The organism is Stenotrophomonas sp. STEN031 (assembly GCF_056759975.1).
In genome coordinates, this window is the sequence record NZ_JBRREA010000067.1 from 1 (window position 1) to 20,757 (window position 20,757).

Here is a 20,757-nt window from a genome sequence, read left to right on the forward strand (position 1 = left end):
AATCGCCAACCACAGGAGCCGCCTCGGTCATGGGAGATATGCCGGGTCTGCACCCCCCACCCACAACGCGGGCCGGCCATGCGGCCCCCCCCCCACCCCCACCCCCGCCCCAATGCCCGCCCCCCCCCCCGCTACGGCCACAATCATTGCCTGACCCAGGGGGATGTCATGGAAGACCGCAAACGCGGCGCGAGCGCGCAACGTCCACAACCGTTCTGGCAGCGACTGCCTGCAATCACGCTCTATCCTGTGCGCGGGCCGGCGCTGTATTCGCTGATCGCGCTCACCTTGTGCACCCTGCTGACCTGGTTGCCGGCGATTGGCTGGCTGCTGGGCATCATCACCTGGGTGGCGATCTACCGTTACGCCTTCGAGGTGCTGCGCGAAACCGCCAACGGCCGCATGACCTCCCCGGAGAACACCCTCAGCAGCAGCGATGGCACCGTCATCCGGCTGCTGGGGCTGATGATACTCATGGGCATTTTCGTGGTGGCGGTGGCGATCTTCACTGGCCCGGTGATCGGCTTGCTGACACTGGGTGCGGTGGTCCTGCTGCAGCCGGGCTGCGTGATCTCGCTGGCGATGGATGGCAGCCTGCGCCACGCCGCCAATCCGGCCACCTCGATCACCATCGCCTTCCGCATCGGCTGGCCTTACCTGGCGGCCTTCCTGCTGCTGTTCGTCATCCAGGCCAGCGCCTTGACTGCCGGCCAATGGCTGCACACGTTCATGCCGCCCGTTGTCGGCGAGCTGGTACTCAATTTCTTCAGTATCTGGGGCCTGTTCAGCGCCTTCCACCTGCTCGGCTATCTGGTCTACCAATACCACGAGGCGCTGGGTTTCGAACCGGAAGGTGCTTACGACACCCTGGCGCGGCATGACCCGGACCAGCGGCTGCTGGATGAGGCCGAGCACTTCGTCCGCGAAGGCCAACTCGATGCCGCCCTGGATGCCCTGCGTGGCTCGGTGCGCTCACGCGCGGTGAGTCTGCCGGTGCACGAGTTGTACCAGCGCCTGCTTCGACGCAAGGGCGCATCGGATGCATTGCGCGACCATGCCCGCCAGTACATCAACCGTCTTCTGATCGAAAAGCAGGAACGCGAGGCGATGAACGTGCTGCGCGACATGCTCGAAGTCGACCCGGACTTTACCCCGGCCGATCCGCAGCAGGCCGCACAACTGGCCGAACGCGCGCGCCTCGGCGGGCAGCTGCAACTGCAGATGGATACCTTGCGGGCCATGTTCAAGGCGTGGCCGCGTGCGCCGGAAGCAGCGCAATGGGCCTTGCAGGCCGCCCTGCTGCTGGGCGAACGCTACAACCGCGACGCCGAGGCACTGCAACTGATCGACGAGGCGCTGCAACGCTGCGAAGACGAGGAGCAGCGCCGCAAGCTCGAGGCCGCCAGGCAGGCCTTGCAGGTCAGTCCGGCCTGACGCAGCACGCTTGCGAGCACCGCCGCACAGCCAACGTAGCTCGGGTAAGCGCAGCGCACCCGGGAAGCAAGGATATCTGGGCGGATCTCCGTTCGTGCGGCAGCAGCCCCGGGTGCGCTGCGCTTACCCGGGCTACGGAGTGGTACCAGCAGACCGACCTTGCTCGCCTTGAAGCTGATGCGGCACTCCCTTCAGTCGTTCTCCAGCAGGAAACGCGCCTTGCCGGCCTGCGGCGTGCTGCCAAACCGCTGTTGCAGCAATTCCAGCAGGCGGCGGCGCTGCGCATGCGCATGGGCCTCGCCGTGTCGCAAGGCCAGCCGGAGCCACCCCTGCGCCTGCGCCTCACCGGATAACTGCGTCGCCTGTTCCCATACTGCTTCCGCTTCCTGCAGCCAGCCGGCCTTGAGGCAGCGCTCGAACGCAGGTTGCGCCAGTTCGGCGACGACACCCTCGTGCAGCAGCTGCTGCACGATGCCCCGTTGCGCGGCCAAGCTGTTCGCATCATCAGCATCCAGCCGCAGCACGTCCGCTGCGCGCACGCGCTGATCGTCCAACCTGCCGGCGTTGGCCGCCACGCGATAACGCGCCAGTGCAACATCCAACCGCTGCGGTTGCTCGGCGGCCAGCTCAGCCAGCACGCGCTCGGCCGCGGCATTCTCCAGGCGTCCCATGTATTGCTGTGCCTGTTCCCAACGTTGATCGCTTGCCGACGCTTCGACCTCGTCGGCCATGAACGCTTCGCGGGTCTGCCGGGTCAACACCAGGACGGCACCCAGCAGCGCACCGCAGATCAAACCGCCGGCGTGGGCATCAAAGCCGATTCCGGCTTCGTCATTGGTCAGCAGGTTGAACACTTCCCAACCAAGCCACAGCGGCAACAGCCAGATCGCCGGCGCGCGCACATAGTTGAAGATTACCCCGAACCAATAGAAGAAGCGCACCGGCCGCATTCCCCATACCACGCAGAAGGCCCCCATCACGGCCGCGATCGCGCCAGACGCCCCCAATCCGCCCCCCACCTCGCCCCAACGCCACAACACGCTGGCGACACTGGAGCCGACCGCCCCCAGCAGATACAGCCCGAGGAAACGCCAGGCGCCAAGTGCACCTTCCAGCAACAGCCCCAACACGACCAGGAACAGCATGTTCCCCAGCAGGTGCATCACGCTGCCGTGCAGGAACGCCGCCGACAGCAGTCGCTTCGGCGACCACTCCGAACTGCGCAGGATATGCCGCAGGGTGAATACCTGGTCCAGCTGCGCCTGATACGCGCGGCGCAACGGCGCCCAAGCCGCCTGCTCGTCTTCCGACTCGAACAGGCCACCGTTCTCCAGCGCTCGCTGGAACGCGACATCGCTCAAAGTCGCCATGCCAACGTAACCGCCCCGCTGTGCCACAGGAACGGACTGCAGTTCGGCCAGCGCTTCGCTTTGTGCACCCAGACGCAGGTGTTTTTCATACGCTGGCACTTCGTACTCCGCCAGTCCCGACTGCTGGTACCAGGCCTGCGTCGCCTGTACCTTTTCTTCGTCGCCGGCCTGCCAGGCAAAGAACACATAGATATTGACCAGCACCAGCAACACGGTCACCACGGGCAGCGTGCTCAGGTTGAGTGGCTTGTGCAGCGGCAGGATCAACATCGACCGAACTTCCTTGTCAGAGAACGCGAAGCTTCGGGCATCGATTGGCCTTGCGCAAGCAAGCCCGGCTACCATGCCCGCATCCACGCAATGCATGACCGCAATGAGCCGCTGGCGTCCCCCTGCAGAAAAAAGCACCGCCCTGATCACCGCCCAGGGCCATACCCGGCTCAAGGCCGAGCTGGATGAACTGTGGCGGCAGCGTCGGCCGGAAGTGGTCAAGGCGCTGGCGGCCGCCGCCGCTGAAGGCGACCGTTCGGAGAACGCCGAGTACACCTACCGCAAGAAGCAGCTGGGCGAGATCGACCGCCGCGTGCGCTACCTCAGCAAGCGGCTGGAAGCCCTGCGTGTGGTCGACACCACGCCCAGCGACCCGGAAGCCGTGTTCTTCGGCGCGACAGTGGAGCTGGAGAACGTCGACTCCGGACAGACCGTCATCTACCGGATCGTCGGTCCCGACGAAACCGATGCGCCAGCGGGCTGGATCAGCATCGATTCGCCGCTGGCACGGGCGCTGCTCAAGAAGCGCATCGATGACGAATTCGCTGTGGAGCTGCCCGGCGGCCTGACCCGCTTCGCGATCCTCGACGTCAGCTACGGCTGAGCCTGAGCGGCGGCGGATAAACCCGCCCTTCGCGTAGCGGGCGAAAGTAGTCGGTCAATTGATAAAAGGCCGCATCTTGAGTCGCATGCCAATGGGGGATGCCGGCCAGCGGCAGCGGCCGCAACTCGGCAGGATCCACAAGCACGGCATCGCCTTCGATGGCCGCAGCCACTGCTGCGACGCAAGCCACTTCGTCATCGCCAACGACAACCAGGCACTTCCCGACCAGCAATCGATCGGGCAGCAAGGCCTGCTCCATCAGCGCATGGCCAATCACTGCGCAGACCGCGATATCGCCTTCGCACCACCCATCCGGATCGAACAGTGCTGACCAGTCATGTCGATCCCATGCCGCCAGCAAGCCTGCATCGCGGACACGCACGATCAGCCCGGTTTCATCGAACTGGGTCAACGCCGCCTGCGCGCGATTGCGCTGGTTTGCCCCCATCACTGCGATATGCCGGCACTGCTGCGCATTGAGTGCGCGTTTGATCACGGGGTGGCGTGCCCACACCAGCGCGTTGAACAAGTCATGCCAGTTCTGCGCGCGGGTGGCGATACGGCCCTGCGCAATACGCTGTTCGTAGTGCAAGCCGTCATCCAGCAGCGCGTCGTCCTGGGTCACGAAGCGCTTGCCCTGCACGGGCAACAGCGCATTCAACGCATCGATGCCCGGCCAATCGACCGAATGCATCATTGCTTCAAAACCGTGGAAATCCGCGAACAGCGGATGATCAAAGCAGCGCGGATCCACCTGGCCGCGCAATGGCGCTATAAAACGACGCCGGCCCACGCCGGCATCGCTTGCGGCCGGCGCTGTGGTCACAGCACCTTGAGGTCGAACGGCGCAGCCTTGGCTTCGATGAGCGCATCACCGAACAGATCGTGCTCGTCGCTGTCGGTGATCTCGACGTTGACGAAGTCACCGACCCGCAGCTTGGCCTCATCGGCATTCTGGATATGCACCAGACCGTCGATCTCCGGCGCATCGGCCTTGGAGCGAGCCACGGCGATGCCGTCCTCGATGCCATCAACCAGACACTGCTGCACGCTGCCGATCTTGGCTTCGAGCTTGGCTGCGGAAATGGCGGCCTGCTTTTCCATGAAACGGGCCAGTCGCTCCTGCTTCACTTCTTCCGGTACCGGGTCCGGCAGCTGGTTGGCGGTAGCACCTTCCACCGGCGAGTAGGCGAAGGCGCCGACGCGGTCGAGCTGTGCGGTATCGAGGAAGTCCAGCAGCTGCTCAAACTCGGCATCGGTCTCGCCCGGGAAGCCGACGATGAAAGTGGAACGCACGGTGATGTCCGGCGCGATCTCACGCCAGCGCAACACCCGCTCCAGGGTCTTGTCGACCGCACCCGGGCGCTTCATCAGCTTGAGGATGCGCGGGCTGGCGTGCTGGAACGGAATATCCAGGTACGGCAGGATCTTGCCCTCGGCCATCAGCGGCACCACGTCGTCGACGTGCGGGTACGGATAGACGTAGTGCAGGCGGGTCCAGGCATCGAGCTCGGACAGGCCTTCGCACAGCGCCTTCATGCGGGTGGCGTACTCCTTGCCGCGCCAGGTTCCCGGCGCGTACTTGCGGTCCACGCCATAGGCCGAGGTGTCCTGCGACACCACCAGCAGCTCGCGCACGCCGCCCTTGACCAGACGTTCGGCCTCACGCAGCACCTCGTCGACCGGGCGCGACACCAGGTCGCCACGCATCGAGGGAATGATGCAGAAGCTGCAACGGTGGTTGCAGCCTTCGGAAATCTTCAGATAGGCGTAGTGACGCGGGGTCAACTTGATGCCGTAGTCCGGCACCAGGTCGACGAACGGATCGTGCTTGGGCGGCAGCGCGGCATGCACCGCCTCCATCACCGTGGTGTAGTCCTGCGGACCGGACACTGACAGCACGTCCGGGTAATGCTCGCGGATCATGTCGCCCTTCTTGCCCAGGCAGCCGGTGACGATGACCTTGCCGTTCTCGTTCATCGCCTCGCCAATCGCGTCCAGCGATTCGGCCACGGCCGAGTCGATGAAGCCACAGGTATTGACCACCACCACGTCGGCCGAGTCGTAGGACGGCACGATGCTATAGCCCTCCACCCGCAGCTGGGTGAGGATGCGCTCGGAATCGACTAGGGCCTTCGGGCAGCCAAGGCTGACGAAGCCGACTTTGGGGTTCAGCTGGGACATGATCTGGAAATCCTGGGGCCGGGCCGGAATGGCAGCAGGGCCGGAAAGCCGGGCAGTATACCGGGCCACGGCCGCGACGCCCTGCGGCTGGCTTAATACGCAGGAGAGCTGATAATCAGTCTCATTGCGGGAATGACTGACTAGAGCCCCTCTCCCGCGAGCGGGAGAGGGGTTGGGGTGAGGGGAAGCTTCTAGCAAGCAGACCCCGCTCTAAAAGCTCCCCTCATCCGCCCCTTCGGGGCACCTTCTCCCGCAGGCGGGAGAAGGAACTCCGCCTTTCGCCCCTTACCCCGGAGCCCCTCATGTCTCAGTGGATCACCCTCCCCACCCCACTCGGCCCGGTCCGCGCCTGGCAGGCCCTGCCCTCCGGCAGCCCACGCGCCGGCCTGGTGGTCATACAGGAAATCTTCGGCGCCAACGCGCACATCCGCCATGTCGCCGAGCAGTACGCCGCCGAGGGCTATGGGGTGCTGGCGCCATCCTTTTTTGATCTGATCGAGCCGGACCTGCAGTTGGACTATGACGCGGACGGCGTCAGCCGCGGCAAGGCGCTGGTCGACGAGCTGGGCGTGGACCGCGCGGTAACCGTGGTCGAAGCCGCCGCTGCGGCATTGGCGCCCTACGGCAAGGTCGGCACGGTCGGCTATTGCTGGGGCGGCACCATCGCCATGCTGGCCGCGCAACGGCTGGGCCTGCCATCGGCCAGCTACTACGGCGCGCGCAACGTGCCGTTCCTGGACACAGCGTTCAAAGCCCCGGCCATCTTCCACTTTGGCGACCAGGACGCCTCGATCCCGGCCGCCGCCGTTGCAGCGCACCGTGAAAAACAACCCGACTTGCCTGTATATGTCTATCCAGCCGACCACGCCTTCAACCGCGAGGTCGGCATGCACTACCACCCAGCCAGCGCCGACCTGGCGCGCGAACGCACCTTGGCCTTCTTCAGCGAGAACCTGCGATGACCGAAGCTGTGACGTCCGATTTCGTACTTGACACCCGCCTTGCCGCCGACAGCGTGCTGATTGCCGATGGCCCCCTGTCGCAGATCCGCTTGATGAACGACGACCGCTTTCCTTGGATCGTGCTGGTACCGCGCGTGCCCAATGCCAGCGAGTGGATCGACCTGGACGGTGCCCAGCAACGCCTGCTGCTGGCCGAGATCAACCAGATCTCCCAGCACCTCAAGCACAAGCCCAATGTCAGCAAGATCAACATCGGTGCGCTCGGCAACATCGTGCGCCAGCTGCACGTGCATCTGATCGGCCGCAACGAGAACGACGCCGCCTGGCCGGGCCCGGTCTGGGGCAGCGGCAAGGCACAGCGTTTCGATCCGGAGGTGCTGGCCCAACGTGTCGAAATCTGGCGCCAACGGCTACGATAAGCACCTTCTTCCTTACGGACTCCGCAAGCCGATGCGCTCCAATCTGATCGCCGCCCTGATCCTGATCATCGTTGGCCTGTTCTTCCTGGCCAAGAACCTCGGCTGGATCAACGGCAACATCGGCAGCATGCTCGCCACCTGGTGGCCTGCCATCCTGGTGGCTGTCGGTATCGGCATGTTGTTCGGACGCGGCAAATAAGCCACACCGCCGGATCCTGCACAAAGAAAAAGGCGCCTGACGGCGCCTTTTTCATTTCAGCCCAGGCCGCACTCAGGTGCGCGGCAGGGTGACGCCGGTCTGGCCCTGGTACTTGCCACCACGATCCTTGTACGAGGTCTCGCAGATGTCGTCCTTGTCAGCCTGGAAGAACAGCATCTGCGCCACGCCCTCGTTGGCATAGATACGTGCCGGCAGCGGCGTGGTGTTGGAGAACTCCAGCGTCACGTGGCCTTCCCATTCCGGCTCCAGCGGGGTCACGTTGACGATGATGCCGCAGCGCGCATAGGTGCTCTTGCCCAGGCACACCACCAGGGTGTCACGCGGGATGCGGAAGAACTCCACCGTGCGCGCCAGCGCAAAGGAGTTCGGCGGGATGATGCATTCATCGGCCTCGATATCGACAAAGCTCTTCGGGTCGAAGTGCTTGGGGTCGACAATGGTCGAGTTGATGTTGGTGAACACCTTGAACTCACGCGAGCAACGCACGTCGTAGCCATAGCTGGAGGTGCCGTAACTGACGATGCGCTGGCCATCCACCTGCTTGACCTGGCCGGCTTCGTACGGCGCGATCATGCCCTGCTGTTCGGACATTTGGCGGATCCAACGGTCGCTCTTGATGCTCATTCAGTGATCCTGTTCACGTTGTGCCGCAGCATGCCTGCGGCCGGGGGTGGTCGATTCTAGCCTAGAGCCGGCCAGGAGCCGGCAAGCAATCGCCTGCCAGCAATTTCTGCACACTCTATATAAGGCAAGGCCCGCTGAGCGGGCCTTGCTTGCTACCCAGCTGGCGACTGCCTCAGATCAACGAGGACAGGATCGGAATGCTGGCGCGTGGGCGCTTGGCCAATTCTTCCGCCATCCGCTGCGCCGCCGCCATATAGGCCTTCGCCGCGGCCGAATCGGGCTGCGCAACCACGATAGGCGCACCCACATCACCCTGCTCGCGGATGCCGATGTCCAGCGGCAGCGAGCCCAACAACGGCACCCCGTACTGCTCGGCCATGCGCTGGCCGCCACCTTCGCCAAACAGATGCTCGACATGACCGCAGCTGCTGCAGGTATGCATGGCCATGTTCTCGACGATACCCAGCACCGGCACCTCGACTTTTTCGAACATATTCAAAGCCTTGCGCGCATCCAGCGTGGCAATGTCCTGCGGCGTGGTAACGATCACCGCGCCGGCCACCGGGATCTTCTGCGACAGCGTCAGCTGGATGTCACCGGTACCCGGCGGCAGATCGATCAGCAGGAAGTCCAGGTCACCCCACAACGTGTCGTTGAACAGCTGGGTCAACGCGGAAGTGGCCATCGGACCGCGCCAGATCATCGGGGAGTCCGGCTCGATCAGGAAACCGATCGACATTGCCTCGACCCCGAATGCCCGCAGCGGCTCGATGGACTTGTTGTCCGGGCTCTCCGGCCGCCCGCTCAGGCCCAGCATGGCCGGCACGCTGGGGCCGTAGATATCGGCGTCCAGCACACCAACCCTGGCGCCCAGCGCTTTCAGCGCCAAGGCCAGATTCACCGCCGTGGTGGACTTGCCCACCCCGCCCTTGCCCGAACCGACCGCAATCACATTGCGGATACGCGGATGGGGGGAGAGCCCCTTTTGCACACGATGAGTGGCTGGGCGGGACTGATCGTAAAGCTGCATGACGTGAAGAATTCAAAAGAGTTGGCCGAGATAGTGCCACACCCGACTTTCGCGAGAAAAATCAAAGACCCCCACGTAAAAACAAGCCACAGCATTGACGAAAATACAGCATTCATTCATCTTCGACGCAAATGTGCCACGACTCGGCACATAAGCCACAGCCAAGGACGTCACATCGATGAAACAACTCAAGTGCGCCAAGTTTGCCCTCGCAGCCAGCATTGTTCTGGCTGCGACAACCACCCAGGCCGCCCCAACCCCCTTACCGACGGAGAGCTTTGCGAAGATCCCGGCCATTCAGTCCGTGACAATGAGCGCGGATGGCAAAAGGCTCGTCGCCATCATCGCCGCGCCAGGCAGCAACAATGGCGATACCGCACTGGCCAACTGGGACATGGACAAGCTGGGCAGCGGCCCCACTTCCATCACCCCTTCGGGTGATCGAATGAAGTTCATCGCCGCCAGCGCACTCAAGGCAGGAAAGACACTGGTCATTGGCCGTCAGGAATTCACCGGCCAGTTGTCAGGCTGTGGCGAGGGCAACTCCACTGGCGCCACCAAGACCTTCCTGACCAAAGCCTATCTGACAGACCCAAGCCAAACGAAGTTCGACGAAGCGTTCGCCGACAACACCCGCAAGCTCGGCGTCAGCGAGCAGACACAGCGCTGCCTGGAATTGGCCGGCTCTGCTTCGCTGGTCCACTCGCTTCCGCTTGATCCTGACAAAGTCATCATCTCGCAGATGAATGAGTTGACCTTGTCGGCAAATTACTATCTTTTCAACCTCGTCACCGGAAAGACCGAACTACTGTTCCGTGGCGGCACACGTTCCGCACCGGGCCTCTTCCATCCACGGAACGGCGAACTGCTTACCCGCAGCCAGATCGAACCCCTTGGGTCGAACGATTACGAACAGCAGATCCTGATCAAGAACAAGGGCAACGGGCAATTCGACAAGCACGATGCCCTTACCACCAAGCTCAGCGACCGCTACACCATGGAAGTGGCCGGTATCGATGACGCTACGGGCAAGCTCTACATCCTGACTGACAAGTTCTCCGATCAGGTCCAGGCATGGCAGTACGACCCTGCGACCAAAGCCTTTGACAAGGAACCGCTGGCAGCTCACCCCGAGTACCCAATCGGCAACCTGATCCTGGGCACACGCCCAAGCAACTTCAATCAGGTTCTCGGCTTCTACGTAGACGGCCCGCGCCGCGAGGCCATTTACGTCGACCCACAGATGAAGGCACTGAGCGACAGCCTGAAGCAGGCCTACCCAGGGCAGTACGTCAGCATCACAGGCTATAACGACGACCTGTCCAGGGTGCTCTACACCACCAGCAGCGCAAGCAAACCGACCTCCTACTTTGTCCTTACAGACAAGAAGAACGTGACCCAATTGGGTAGCGAACGCCCCTGGATCGACAGCAATCAGATCGGCGAACAACGCTGGATCACCTACACAGCGCGCGACGGCCGCAAGATCCCGGCGATTCTTGACCTGCCAGCAGGCTGGAAGGAGGGGGATGCCACCCTGCCGGCCCTCGTGCACCCGCACGGCGGTCCGTGGGCACGTGATTACACAGGCTGGGACGTATCCGGCTGGGTCCCGTACTTCACGTCCCGCGGCTACGCGGTAGTCCGCCCACAGTACCGTGGCAGCACCGGCTTCGGCCGCGACCACTGGATTGCAGGCGACAAGCAGTGGGGCCTGACCATGCAGGATGACAACGATGATGCTGCCGCCTGGCTGGTTTCCCAGGGCATTGCAGCAAAGGACCGCATTGCCATCTTTGGCTACTCCTATGGCGGTTTTGCCGCCGCAGCAGCCACAGTTCGCAGTCCTTCACCGTTCCAGTGCGCCATTGCAGGCGCCCCGGTGACCGACCTGGCTCGCCTTGGCGTGTCCTGGAGCGAAAACCGCCTCCAGCGCATCCTCCAGGGACAGACGGTCAAGGGCATGGACCCAATGCAGCACACCGCCAACGCCAACATCCCCGTACTGCTCTACGTGGGTGACCGCGATGTACGCACACCCGCCTTCCATGCCCGCGGCTTCTACAACGCGGTCCAAGGCAAGGTAGCAGCCAAGTTCGAATTGATCCCGGACATGCCCCACAGCATGCCGTGGTACCCCCGGCACTACCAGGCAACGCTTCCGCTGATGGAGAGCTTCCTGCGCAGCGATTGCGGCCCGAACGGGCTTTGACCCCCTCCCCAGCCCTTCGCCTCGCGAAGGGCTGAATGGGCCTGCAACAAAAATAGTTACAAATGTTTGATATTCACCTTGCATTTACATTACTTGCTACCTAGACTCGGTTAACCGAAACATAACAAGACGGGGAAAAAGCAGCATGCGCAAAGCAAATGGACACACTTCGCCAATTCGCCTGCCTCTGACACTTGCGGTTCTGGCCTGCCTCCAGGCGGCTCCCGCCTTCGCACAGGAAGCCACTACTTCCGAGAGCGACAAGTCAAGTCAGCAGCAGACGAACGCCGGAGCAACTGACCTTGACAAGGTAACCGTCACCGGCTCTCTGCTTCGCCGCGCTGACTACGACACTATTTCCCCCGTCTTCACCATCGAGACCGAGACCAACACGGCACAAGGCCAGGTCAACGTTGGCGAATTCCTGCAGAAGTCCGCCATCGGCGCTGCCGAAACGCAGATCACCCACCAGTTTGGTGGCTTCGTGGTTGATGGCGGTACTGGCGTCCAGACCTTCTCGCTGCGTGGACTTGGCGCCAATCGCACCCTGGTGCTGCTCGACGGCCAGCGTCCCGGCCCGGCAGGCACCCGTGGTGCAGTGGGCGCGTTCGACCTGAACGTCATCCCGACTGCCATTCTGCAGCGCGCTGAGATTGTGAAAGACGGTTCGTCTTCGATCTACGGCTCCGACGCGGTCGCTGGCGTGGTCAACCTGATCACCAAGAAGAATTTCGAGCGCCCTGAACTGACCGTCACCTCGCGCATCCCACAGCACGGTGGTGGCGAAGTATTTGCCGCCTCGCTGGCCAACGGCTGGAACTTCGATAAGGGCAGCGTCGTCGCCGCCGTCGAGTGGTACCGCCATAACGAACTGACCCGCGGTGAGCGAGACTTCCTCAACTGCTCGGAAGATCGGGTCACGGATGCGGACGGCAACCGTATTGACCGCACCGATGCCTCGATCTACGGCCCGCGCCCGTTCTGTCTCAACCTGCAACACAATTACATTGCGGAATACGGCACCGCGAAGGTTTGGGTACCTACCGCAAACGGCAGCACAAACGGTCCGTTCGCTGGCTATGCTCCAAGACAGGACAAGACTTACGCAAACGGCAGCACCCAGGCCTATACGCAGATCCCATCCAACTTCAATCGTTGGGGTGAAGCCCACATCATCAACCGCCAGGAGCGTAAATCCGCTTACTTGGCCGCTGATTTCGGCTTCGATTCGTTCAATTGGAGGAGCCAGTTCCTCTACAACCAGCGCGACACCGAGAACTTCAGCTGGCGTCAGTTCTTCCCCATCCTGGAAGCACCGGGCACCGTGAACGGAATGGCCCAGCCCGTCATGCCGTTCAAATCCATCACCCAGGTCCAGGTGGACTATTACTACCTGGCCAACAAGCTGGATGGTCTGTTTGCCGGTACAGATTCCTGGGGCTGGGAAGTCAATGCGAACTACAGCCGCTCCAGCGGCACCTATCGCAACCTGGGCATTGACACTCGCCTGACTGGCGACCTCAGCTATGAAGATAGTGGTACGCCCGCCGGGAATTTCTTCGACCCAGGCTATCTGAGTGGCGCCAAGGTTGATGAGCTGGTTGACATCCTCGGCATCTGGCACACAGGCAAGACCACCTTTGACCAGGCTACCGTCAATGCCGTTTTCAGCGGTGAATTGTTCGACCTGCCAGCAGGTGCTGTGGGAATGGCTGCCGGCCTGGAGTACCGCTATTACAAGATTGACGATCAACCGAGCCAGGTCTCGCGCGATGGCTTCATCTGGGGCTCCTCCAGCGCCGATGTCACCAAGGGCAATGACAAGGTCAAGGAAGCGTTCGTGGAACTCGAGGTGCCGCTGCTCAAGGGCATCACGGGCATCGAGTCGCTGACTGCCAATGCTTCCGGTCGTATGTTCCAGTACGACTCGGTCGATGGGTCGGACAGCGTGTGGAAGGTCGGCCTCAGCTGGCAGATCAATTCCGCGCTCCGTGTTCGCGGCACCTTGGGCACCTCGTATCGCGCCCCGGGCCTGTATGAGCTGTACCTTGGAAACCAGACCGGGTTCCAGCAACAGACGGCGATCGACCCGTGCATCCGCTGGGGTGAAAAGAGCAATGACCAATTGGCGGCAAACTGCGGCTCCTTGGGTATTGCTCCCGACTACGCAGGCAATGGCTCCAGCGCAACGATTTACACCAGTGGTGGCGCAGGCCAACTGAAGCCGGAAACCTCGCGTGCCAAGAGCGTCGGCCTGGTCTTCACGCCATCGTTTGCAAATCTGAATGTGGCAATCGACTACTTCGACTATGAAGTCAATGACCAGATTGCCTCGCTGGATGCGAGCGACATCGTCGGTGGCTGCTACGGGTCCACGTCGTTCCCGAACAAGTTCTGCGACCTGATGAGCCGTAACCCTTCGACTGATCCGAATGAACCTTTCCGGATCACCGAAGTGCATGCGCAGTACATCAACATCAACAAGCAGCGCACCCGTGGTTGGGACTTGACGGCAAACTGGGAACACGAGTTCGGTTTCGGCAAGTTCACGGTGGATTCGCAGGTCACCTACACGCTGGAAGACGTGATGCAGTTGTTCGACAGCGCGGAGGCCAGCGGCCTGAGCAATTCGGACCAGCTGGGCTTCATTGGCCGTCCGGATCTGGTCGCCAATTTGGGGCTGACCTTCAAGCGTGGCGATTGGAGCTTCAACTGGCTGACCTCGTACATCGCCGAAACCAAGAACAAGGACCTGAAGGAACAGTTCACCTATCTCGGCCGTCCTGATTCCTACCGCGACATCACTGCTGACGCTCGCTACTACCATACTGCGTCGATGACGTACGACCAGTCGGACTGGCAGATTCTGGTTGGCGTGGCCAATGTCTTCGATGCCAAGCCGCCATCAATCTCGACCGGCGCCGGCACGCGTTACGGCAATGTGCCTGCGTTCGCTACGCAGTACGACTACTACGGCCGCACCCCGTTCGTGCGTCTGAAGTACAAGTTCTGATAAGCAGTTGAAGTTGAGTTGCAAGAAGAGGAGGCGACGCAAGTCGCCTCCTCTTTGTTTATCGTTCCTGGTGTCACACAATCGTCCCCGTCAGCACTCAGCCAATAAGGTTTTGGCCGCATTGAACCCCGGCGCACCTGTCACGCCGCCGCCTGGGTGGGTACCTGATCCGCAGAGATATAGCCCCGGGATTGCGCCACGGTAGTTGGCCTGCCCCAACATCGGGCGGGCACTGAACAACTGGTTGAGGCTCAGTGCTCCATGGAAAATATCGCCTCCTATCAGGCCAAAGGTGCGCTCCAGGTCGAGCGGACTCATGATCTGCCGGCCCAGGACTGAGTCCGCAAAGCCTGGAGCGTGCTTCTCTACAGTAGCGATCATCAGATCCGCGACTTCTTCGCGATGGTCGTCCCAGCTGCGTCCATCCGGCAGCTGCGGGGCCACGTGCTGACAGAACAGGCTGGCGACGTGTTGTCCTGGCGGTGCAAGTGAATCATCCAGCGTGCTGGGGATCAGCATCTCGACTATCGGCTCACGCGACCAACCATATTGGCGAGCATCCAGATACGCACGATCCATATAGTCCAAGCTGGGTGCGATGATGATGCCTGCGGTCAGATGGTCGCCCTGCCCCGGCAAAACGCTGAAATCCGGCAACTTTGACAACGCCACATTCATGCGAAAGGTTCCGGAGCCGCAGCGCCAGTTGGCCATGCGCTCCAACGTAGCCGCCGGAACATCAGCAGGATCGAAAAGTCGCTCGTAGAGCAGCTTCGGATTGACGTTTGCAACGATGGCCTTGCCACGCAGCACTTCGCCATCATCAAGCACAACACCAACCGCCCGCCCCTGCTCGACCAGCACCTTGCTGACCGCTGCATCAGTACGAATCCCAACACCGGCTTCGACCGCCGAACGCGCCATCGCCTGGGTGATCGCGCCCATGCCGCCGATGGCATGCCCCCAGGCACCTTTGATGCCATTGCTTTCACCAAACACGTGATGCAGCAGCACGTAGGCGGTACCCGGCGCATATGGGCTGGCGTAGTTGCCGACGATGCCATCGAAGCCAAACAAGGCCTTGATCGGTGCGCTCTCGAACCAGCGATCCAGGTATTCGGCGGCGGAGATGGTGAACAGATCCATCAACTCCTGCTGCAGGCCCGGATCCAGGCGCTGCAGCTGTCGGCCGAGTTGCCCTGCCTTCCAAAGTTCAGGCAAGGCACGCAGCCAACCGTTACCGCTGATATTGGGCGGGGCCTGCAGCGCCTGTGCCCGCAACACGTCGGCAAAAATCTCAAGCCGCTGCTCGTACTCGGGCAGGCGCGCGGCATCGCGTGCGGAAAAACGCGCGACCTGTTCTGCCGTGCGTCCGCCACCGGCCAATAGATAGTCATCCTTGCCCAGCGGCAGGAAGTTGTTGAGCTTGCGCGGAACCACCCGCAGACCATGCCGCTCCAGCTCAAGCTCGGCAATCACCTTGGGCTGCAGCAGCGACACCGTATAAGAGGCCACCGAGTTGCGGAACCCGGGATGGAACTCCTCGGTGACCGCCGCGCCCCCAACCACTGATCGCCGCTCAAGCACCAGCACGCGCTTGCCGGCCTTGGCCAGATAAGCCGCACACACCAGGCCGTTATGGCCGCCGCCGATCAGGATCGCATCCCACTGCTTGCTTGATGTCTTGGTCATTCCCGCTGTATAGCACCGGCGAGCGGCTGCCGCCCATAGGAAAGACCCGGGAGCGACCATGACCTTCTACACCCTTTCCTCATCGGTTTCAGGCGTATCTTCCTGCTTCGGTCCCGGCTTCGGGGCCTCACTTATGCTCTGAAATCGGCCTGGAGGCCTTTCCCGTGATCGTTCGCAAACCCCAGATTCTCCTGCTGTCGCTGGCCGTCGCCGCCGCGCTGACCGGTTGCCCCAAGCAGGAAGAGCAGTCCCCGCCCGCCGCCACCGCCGCTGCGCCGGCCGCCACCGAGCTGAAGCTGGACGAGTCCAAGCTGCCGGCCTACAACGCCTTCACCGCCGCCGACCTGGACCCCAGCAAGGACGCCTGTACCGATTTCGGCGGCTACGTGAATGACAAGTGGCTCACCGCCAACGAAATTCCGTCCGACCGCACCAGCTGGGGCGCCTTCACCATCCTCGACGAGCGTTCGGTGGCCGTGCAGCACCAGCTGGCCGAGCAGGCCGCGGCGATGAAGAACGCCACCGGCATCGAGAAGATCGTCGGTGACTTCTGGGCCTCGGGCATGGACGAAGCCAAGATCAACAGCCTGGGCATCACCCCGCTGAAGGCCGACCTGGCCGCCATCGACGGCCTGCAGGACAGCGCCGCACTGGCCGACTACCTGCGCAGCACCGCCGCCAAGGGCGAGAACTTCCTGTTCGGTTTCGGTCCGGAAGCGGACTTCAAGAACTCGACCATGAACATGGCCTACGCCAGCCAGGGCGGTCTGGGCCTGCCGGACACCACTTATTACACCGACGCCAGCAAGGCCGACAAGCTCAACGCCTACAAGGCCCACGTGGCCAAGGTGCTGGAGCTCAGTGGCGTGGCCGCGGCCGACGCCGCCAAGCAGGCCGAGGAGGTGATCAAGTTCGAGACCCGCCTGGCCAAGGCCTCCAAGTCCAGCGTCGAGCTGTCGCGCGACGTCTCGCTGTACTACAACCCGGTCACCGTTGCCGATGCCGACAAGCTGACCCCGAACTTCAGCTGGACCGAGTTCTTCAAGGCCCAGGGCATCACCGCGCCGGAGAAATTCTCGCTGGCCATGCCCGCCTTCCACCAGGAAGTAAGCAAGATGCTGGCCGATACCGACCCGGCCGCGTGGCGCGCCTACCTGCGCTTCCACACCGTGGACGGTGCCGCACCGTACCTGAGCAATGAGTTCGTGCAGGAGAACTACGCGTTCTACGGCAAGGAACTGAACGGCCAGAAGGAAATCAAGCCGCGTTGGAAGCAGGTGCTGGGCACCATCGAGAACGATGCCGGCGATGCCTTCGGCCAGATGTACGTCAAGGTTGCCTTCTCGCCGGAAGCCAAGGCCAAGATGGAAGTGTTGGTCAAGAATCTGGCCGACGCACTGAAGGACCGCATCCAGAACCTGACCTGGATGAGCGACGAGACCAAGGCCAAGGCCATCGCCAAGTGGGAAACCTTTACCCCGAAGATCGGCTACCCGGACAAGTGGCGTGACTGGTCGGGCCTGAGCACCACCCACGATGACTACCTGGGCAACGTGCGCGCCGCCAACGCCTTCAACTACAAGTGGGCGCTGGGCAAGATCGGCCAGCCGGTGGACAAGACCGAGTGGGGCATGACCCCGCAGACCGTCAATGCCTACTACAACCCGCTGCAGAACGAGATCGTGTTCCCGGCCGCCATCCTGCAGCCGCCGTTCTTCGACCCGAACGCCGACGACGCGCTGAACTACGGCGGCATCGGCGCGGTGATCGGCCATGAAATGACCCACGGTTACGATGACCAAGGCAGCCGCTTCGGGCCGACCGGTAACTTCGAGAACTGGTGGACCCCGGCCGATGCCAAGGGCTTCTCCGGCCTGACCGGCAAGCTGGTCAACCAGTTCAACGAGTACAAGGTGGGCGACCAGAAGGTCAACGGCTCGCTGACCCTCGGTGAGAACATCGCCGACCTGGGTGGCCTGGCGACCGCCTACGACGCCCTGCAGAAGGCGTCGGCCGGCAAGGAAGACGCCAAGGTTGACGGTTTCACCCGCGACCAGCGCTTCTTCTTCAACTGGGCCACCGTGTGGCGCACCAAGTACACCGCTGAGAATGCCAAGGTCCGCCTGGCCACCGACCCGCATGCCCCGGCGCAGTTCCGCGCCATGGGTGCGCCGTCGAACCTGCCGACCTTTGCTGCGGCGTTCCAGTGCAAGGCCGGTTCGCCGATGGTCCGCACCGGCGACAAGCAGGTGGTGATCTGGTAACCGCTGCCCCGCAGTGAGCACCGAAGAAGGCCCGGCAATGCCGGGCCTTCTTTTTGCCCGCGTAACAGGAATGTGGGAGCGGCGTAAGCCGCGAAGCTGAGCAAGCCCAAGACGCCGGAAATCAACGCAAACCAGTCCATACCAGCCGCATCATCCGCAGTGGCTTCGCGGCTCACACCGCTCCCACAACCACCGGTTTTGATGCAGCACCCAATTCCGTGCCCTGCCCCGGCACCAATCCGCCGCCAGCTTGTTAAACTCCGCCCACTTTGTCCTTCTGCGGATATGCACCACATGCCCAACGTTCGCCCACTTACCCTGGCCCTGGCCTTCTCCCTGGTGACCGTGCTGTCCACCAACGATGCGCAGGCCGCCCGCAAGAAGCCTGCGGCACGGGCACCGGCAGTGAGCGCGGCCTGTACGGACTTCTACGAAACCACCAACGGCAACTGGCTGAAGGCCAATCCGGTGCCGCAGACCGGCGCGGTCAGCGCCCTCGGCACCCTGGCGGACAACACCCGTAGCCAGCAGCGCCAGTTGCTGGATCGCGCAATGACCGCGCCGCAAGGCAATGTGCAGAAGCTGCTCGGCGATTTCTGGGCCAGCGGCCTGGACGAGGCCGCCGTGGAAGCCGACGGCTCCAAGCCAATCGCTCCCTTGCTGACCCGCATCAACGCCATCAAGAAGGCCAAGGACATCCCGGCCTCGATCGCTGCGCTGCATCAGGTCGGCATCCCGGTGGCCTTCAACTTCGCCCCGGACGTGGACCTGAAGGCGCTGGACCGCCACATCGGTTACTTCATGCAGGGCGGCACCGGCCTGCCGGACCCGGCCTTCTACACCCGTACCGATGCTGACACCGTCGCGCTGATGGGCCGCTACCGTGGGTATGTGAAGCAGATCCTGGCGCTGACCGGCACCCCGGCCGCACAGCTCGATGCCGAATCGGCGCTGGTCATCCAGTTGGAAACCGAACTGGCACGCAGCGCCCACTCGGTGGCCGACATCAACAACCCGTTCAACAACTACGCACCGGTCGCCACCAAAGACCTGAACAGCCGCTATCGCAACCTGCAGCTGGATGCCTTCCTGAAGGCTCAGGGTGTGAACGACGACCTGGTGTCACTGGCCGATCCTTCCCTGTTCCAGCAGCTCAATGGCATGGTCAGCCGCCTGCCGGCCAATCAGTGGAAGGCCTACCTGCGCTGGCGCGTGGGTGACGCGATGGCGCCGTACCTCTCCAAGGCCTACCGCGACGCCGAGTTCGAGTTCCGTGGCCGCGTGCTGCGTGGCCAGATCATCGCGCCGTCGCGTCCGGATGCCGTGCTCGACGCCATCAACGTGGCCGCCGGCCCAATGCTCGGCCACGAATACGCAGCGACCTACCTCAACCGCGACACCCGCCGCCAGGCCGGCGTCATGGTTGACCAGGTCCGCGAGGCACAGATCGCCGCCGTCAAGCGCAGCAGTTGGCTCAGCGCCGAGGCCAAGACCGAGGCCGAGGCCAAGCTGGCCGCGATGAAGATCGAGATCGGCACCCCGCTGCGCGACCTGGACTACACCGTGCAGCCGATGGGCCGCGGCAGCTTTGGCGGCAACATCCTGATCGCCTCCACCTGGCGTCATGCCCAGGAAATGAAGCGCATCGGCAAGGGCAACGCCGACCGCCGCTGGGACGTGCTGCCGCAGCAGCCTTCCATTGCCTATGACATCGCCCAGAACCGCCTGATCGTCACCGCTGCCGCACTGCAGGGCCCGATTTTTGCCGGCAACGCCAGCAATGCCGAAAAATTCGGTGCCTTCGGCGGCCTGGTCGCACATGAAGTCAGCCGTGCGATCGACGTCAAGGGCGCGATGATCGATGCCAAGGGCGAACTACGCAGCTGGTGGACACCGGCCGACAAGAGCGCCTGGACCCTGCTCGGCAATCGTGTCGCCGCGCAGTACAGCGCCTACCCGTTCCCGGGCGTCAAGGATGCCAAAGTCAATGGTGAGCTGACCCGCGACGAGAACATGGCCGACCTGTCGGGCATGGAGATCGCCTGGGAGGCATTCAGTGCCGCCCAGGCCGATGCCAAGCAGACCGACAAGCAGGACTTCTTCAAGGGCTGGACCAGCCTGTGGGCGCAGCAGCTGTCGCCGAACGAGGCACTGCAGCGCCTGCGTACCGACGTACGTGCCCCGGGCCGCTGGCGCAGCAATGCACCGCTGTCCAACCTGCCGGCGTTTGGCGCCAGCTTCAGCTGCAAGCCGGGCCAGCCGATGCAGCGTACCGACGCCGAGCAGATCAGGATCTGGCGTTGATGCGGTATTGAAGCAAGCAAAAAGGCGCGGACTCCGCGCCTTTTTGCATTCTTACCGTAGTGGGGGGGGGGGGCGGGGCGCTGCGGTGGCGGGAGGGGGGGGGCGGCGAGCCCGGGGCGCGGGGGCGCTGATCGTGTCTTGCTTTGGAGGACGCG

The 20,757-nt window shown here is 62.9% G+C and carries 15 protein-coding genes; 9 read left to right on the forward strand and 6 right to left on the reverse strand.

What is annotated here, in order from left to right; genetic code table 11:
• Nucleotides 1-168 precede the first annotated feature (168 nt).
• Entirely contained in the window at nucleotides 169-1,434 is a 1,266-nt protein-coding gene (locus ACVOLQ_RS19610; protein WP_481529031.1) for a hypothetical protein, read from the forward strand.
• Nucleotides 1,435-1,625: 191 nt separating this feature from the next.
• Here ACVOLQ_RS19610 and ACVOLQ_RS19615 read toward each other — a convergent pair whose 3' ends face one another.
• Nucleotides 1,626-3,074, reverse strand: coding sequence for a rhomboid family intramembrane serine protease (locus ACVOLQ_RS19615; protein WP_481529032.1), 1,449 nt, complete (start codon nucleotides 3,072-3,074; stop codon nucleotides 1,626-1,628).
• 103 nt (nucleotides 3,075-3,177) lie between these two features.
• Between ACVOLQ_RS19615 and greB the strand changes: the two genes are divergently transcribed.
• Nucleotides 3,178-3,678: a transcription elongation factor GreB gene (gene greB, locus ACVOLQ_RS19620; RefSeq protein ID WP_481529033.1), complete on the forward strand. Its 501-nt coding sequence runs from the start codon at nucleotides 3,178-3,180 to the stop codon at nucleotides 3,676-3,678.
• Here the strand turns inward: greB and ACVOLQ_RS19625 are convergent.
• Together ACVOLQ_RS19625 and rimO are read right to left on the reverse strand one after the other, a co-directional pair.
• Entirely contained in the window at nucleotides 3,665-4,504 is an 840-nt protein-coding gene (locus ACVOLQ_RS19625; RefSeq protein WP_481529034.1) for a DUF3025 domain-containing protein, read from the reverse strand. The two genes, greB and ACVOLQ_RS19625, sit on opposite strands and share 14 nt — an antisense overlap.
• Nucleotides 4,501-5,862 carry a 30S ribosomal protein S12 methylthiotransferase RimO gene (gene rimO, locus ACVOLQ_RS19630; RefSeq protein WP_313173567.1) on the reverse strand — a complete coding sequence of 454 codons (1,362 nt, stop codon included), beginning with the start codon at nucleotides 5,860-5,862 and terminating at the stop codon, nucleotides 4,501-4,503. Before rimO ends, ACVOLQ_RS19625 begins: the two co-directional genes overlap by 4 nt.
• A 302-nt stretch (nucleotides 5,863-6,164) precedes the next feature.
• Here rimO and ACVOLQ_RS19635 point away from each other — a divergent pair, with 302 nt between their 5' ends.
• From ACVOLQ_RS19635 to ACVOLQ_RS19645, 3 genes are read left to right on the forward strand one after another with little or no spacing between them, the layout of a single operon-like run.
• Nucleotides 6,165-6,824, forward strand: a complete 660-nt coding sequence (locus ACVOLQ_RS19635; RefSeq protein WP_481529035.1) for a dienelactone hydrolase family protein — start codon at nucleotides 6,165-6,167, stop codon at nucleotides 6,822-6,824.
• A complete protein-coding gene (locus tag ACVOLQ_RS19640) occupies nucleotides 6,821-7,243 on the forward strand; it encodes an HIT family protein (protein ID WP_481529036.1) in 423 nt (140 codons plus the stop codon). Before ACVOLQ_RS19635 ends, ACVOLQ_RS19640 begins: the two co-directional genes overlap by 4 nt.
• 31 nt (nucleotides 7,244-7,274) lie before the next feature.
• Nucleotides 7,275-7,442 carry a LiaI-LiaF-like domain-containing protein gene (locus ACVOLQ_RS19645; RefSeq protein WP_089153126.1) on the forward strand — a complete coding sequence of 56 codons (168 nt, stop codon included), beginning with the start codon at nucleotides 7,275-7,277 and terminating at the stop codon, nucleotides 7,440-7,442.
• Nucleotides 7,443-7,514: 72 nt separating this feature from the next.
• Here the strand turns inward: ACVOLQ_RS19645 and dcd are convergent, their stop codons facing one another.
• Both dcd and apbC read right to left on the reverse strand, forming a co-directional pair.
• On the reverse strand, nucleotides 7,515-8,087 hold the full coding sequence (gene dcd / locus ACVOLQ_RS19650; RefSeq protein WP_313173564.1) for a dCTP deaminase: 573 nt from the start codon (nucleotides 8,085-8,087) through the stop codon (nucleotides 7,515-7,517).
• A gap of 172 nt (nucleotides 8,088-8,259) precedes the next feature.
• Nucleotides 8,260-9,117, reverse strand: a complete 858-nt coding sequence (apbC, locus tag ACVOLQ_RS19655; RefSeq protein ID WP_313494467.1) for an iron-sulfur cluster carrier protein ApbC — start codon at nucleotides 9,115-9,117, stop codon at nucleotides 8,260-8,262.
• Between the two features lie 310 nt (nucleotides 9,118-9,427).
• On the opposite strand from apbC, the gene ACVOLQ_RS19660 reads away from it, so the two are divergent.
• On the forward strand, nucleotides 9,428-11,329 hold the full coding sequence (locus tag ACVOLQ_RS19660) for an alpha/beta hydrolase family protein (RefSeq protein ID WP_481529037.1): 1,902 nt from the start codon (nucleotides 9,428-9,430) through the stop codon (nucleotides 11,327-11,329).
• 145 nt (nucleotides 11,330-11,474) lie between these two features.
• Nucleotides 11,475-14,342, forward strand: coding sequence for a TonB-dependent receptor plug domain-containing protein (locus ACVOLQ_RS19665; RefSeq protein WP_481529038.1), 2,868 nt, complete (start codon nucleotides 11,475-11,477; stop codon nucleotides 14,340-14,342).
• Between the two features lie 90 nt (nucleotides 14,343-14,432).
• On the opposite strand, the gene ACVOLQ_RS19670 is transcribed toward ACVOLQ_RS19665, so the two are convergent.
• Nucleotides 14,433-16,034 (reverse strand): phytoene desaturase family protein, encoded by a 1,602-nt coding sequence (locus ACVOLQ_RS19670; protein ID WP_481529039.1) that lies wholly within the window; start codon nucleotides 16,032-16,034, stop codon nucleotides 14,433-14,435.
• A gap of 167 nt (nucleotides 16,035-16,201) precedes the next feature.
• On the opposite strand from ACVOLQ_RS19670, the gene ACVOLQ_RS19675 reads away from it, so the two are divergent.
• Nucleotides 16,202-18,298 carry a M13 family metallopeptidase gene (locus ACVOLQ_RS19675; RefSeq protein ID WP_313173620.1) on the forward strand — a complete coding sequence of 699 codons (2,097 nt, stop codon included), beginning with the start codon at nucleotides 16,202-16,204 and terminating at the stop codon, nucleotides 18,296-18,298.
• Nucleotides 18,299-18,592: 294 nt separating this feature from the next.
• Nucleotides 18,593-20,602 carry a M13 family metallopeptidase gene (locus ACVOLQ_RS19680; RefSeq protein WP_481529040.1) on the forward strand — a complete coding sequence of 670 codons (2,010 nt, stop codon included), beginning with the start codon at nucleotides 18,593-18,595 and terminating at the stop codon, nucleotides 20,600-20,602.
• Nucleotides 20,603-20,757 lie beyond the last annotated feature (155 nt).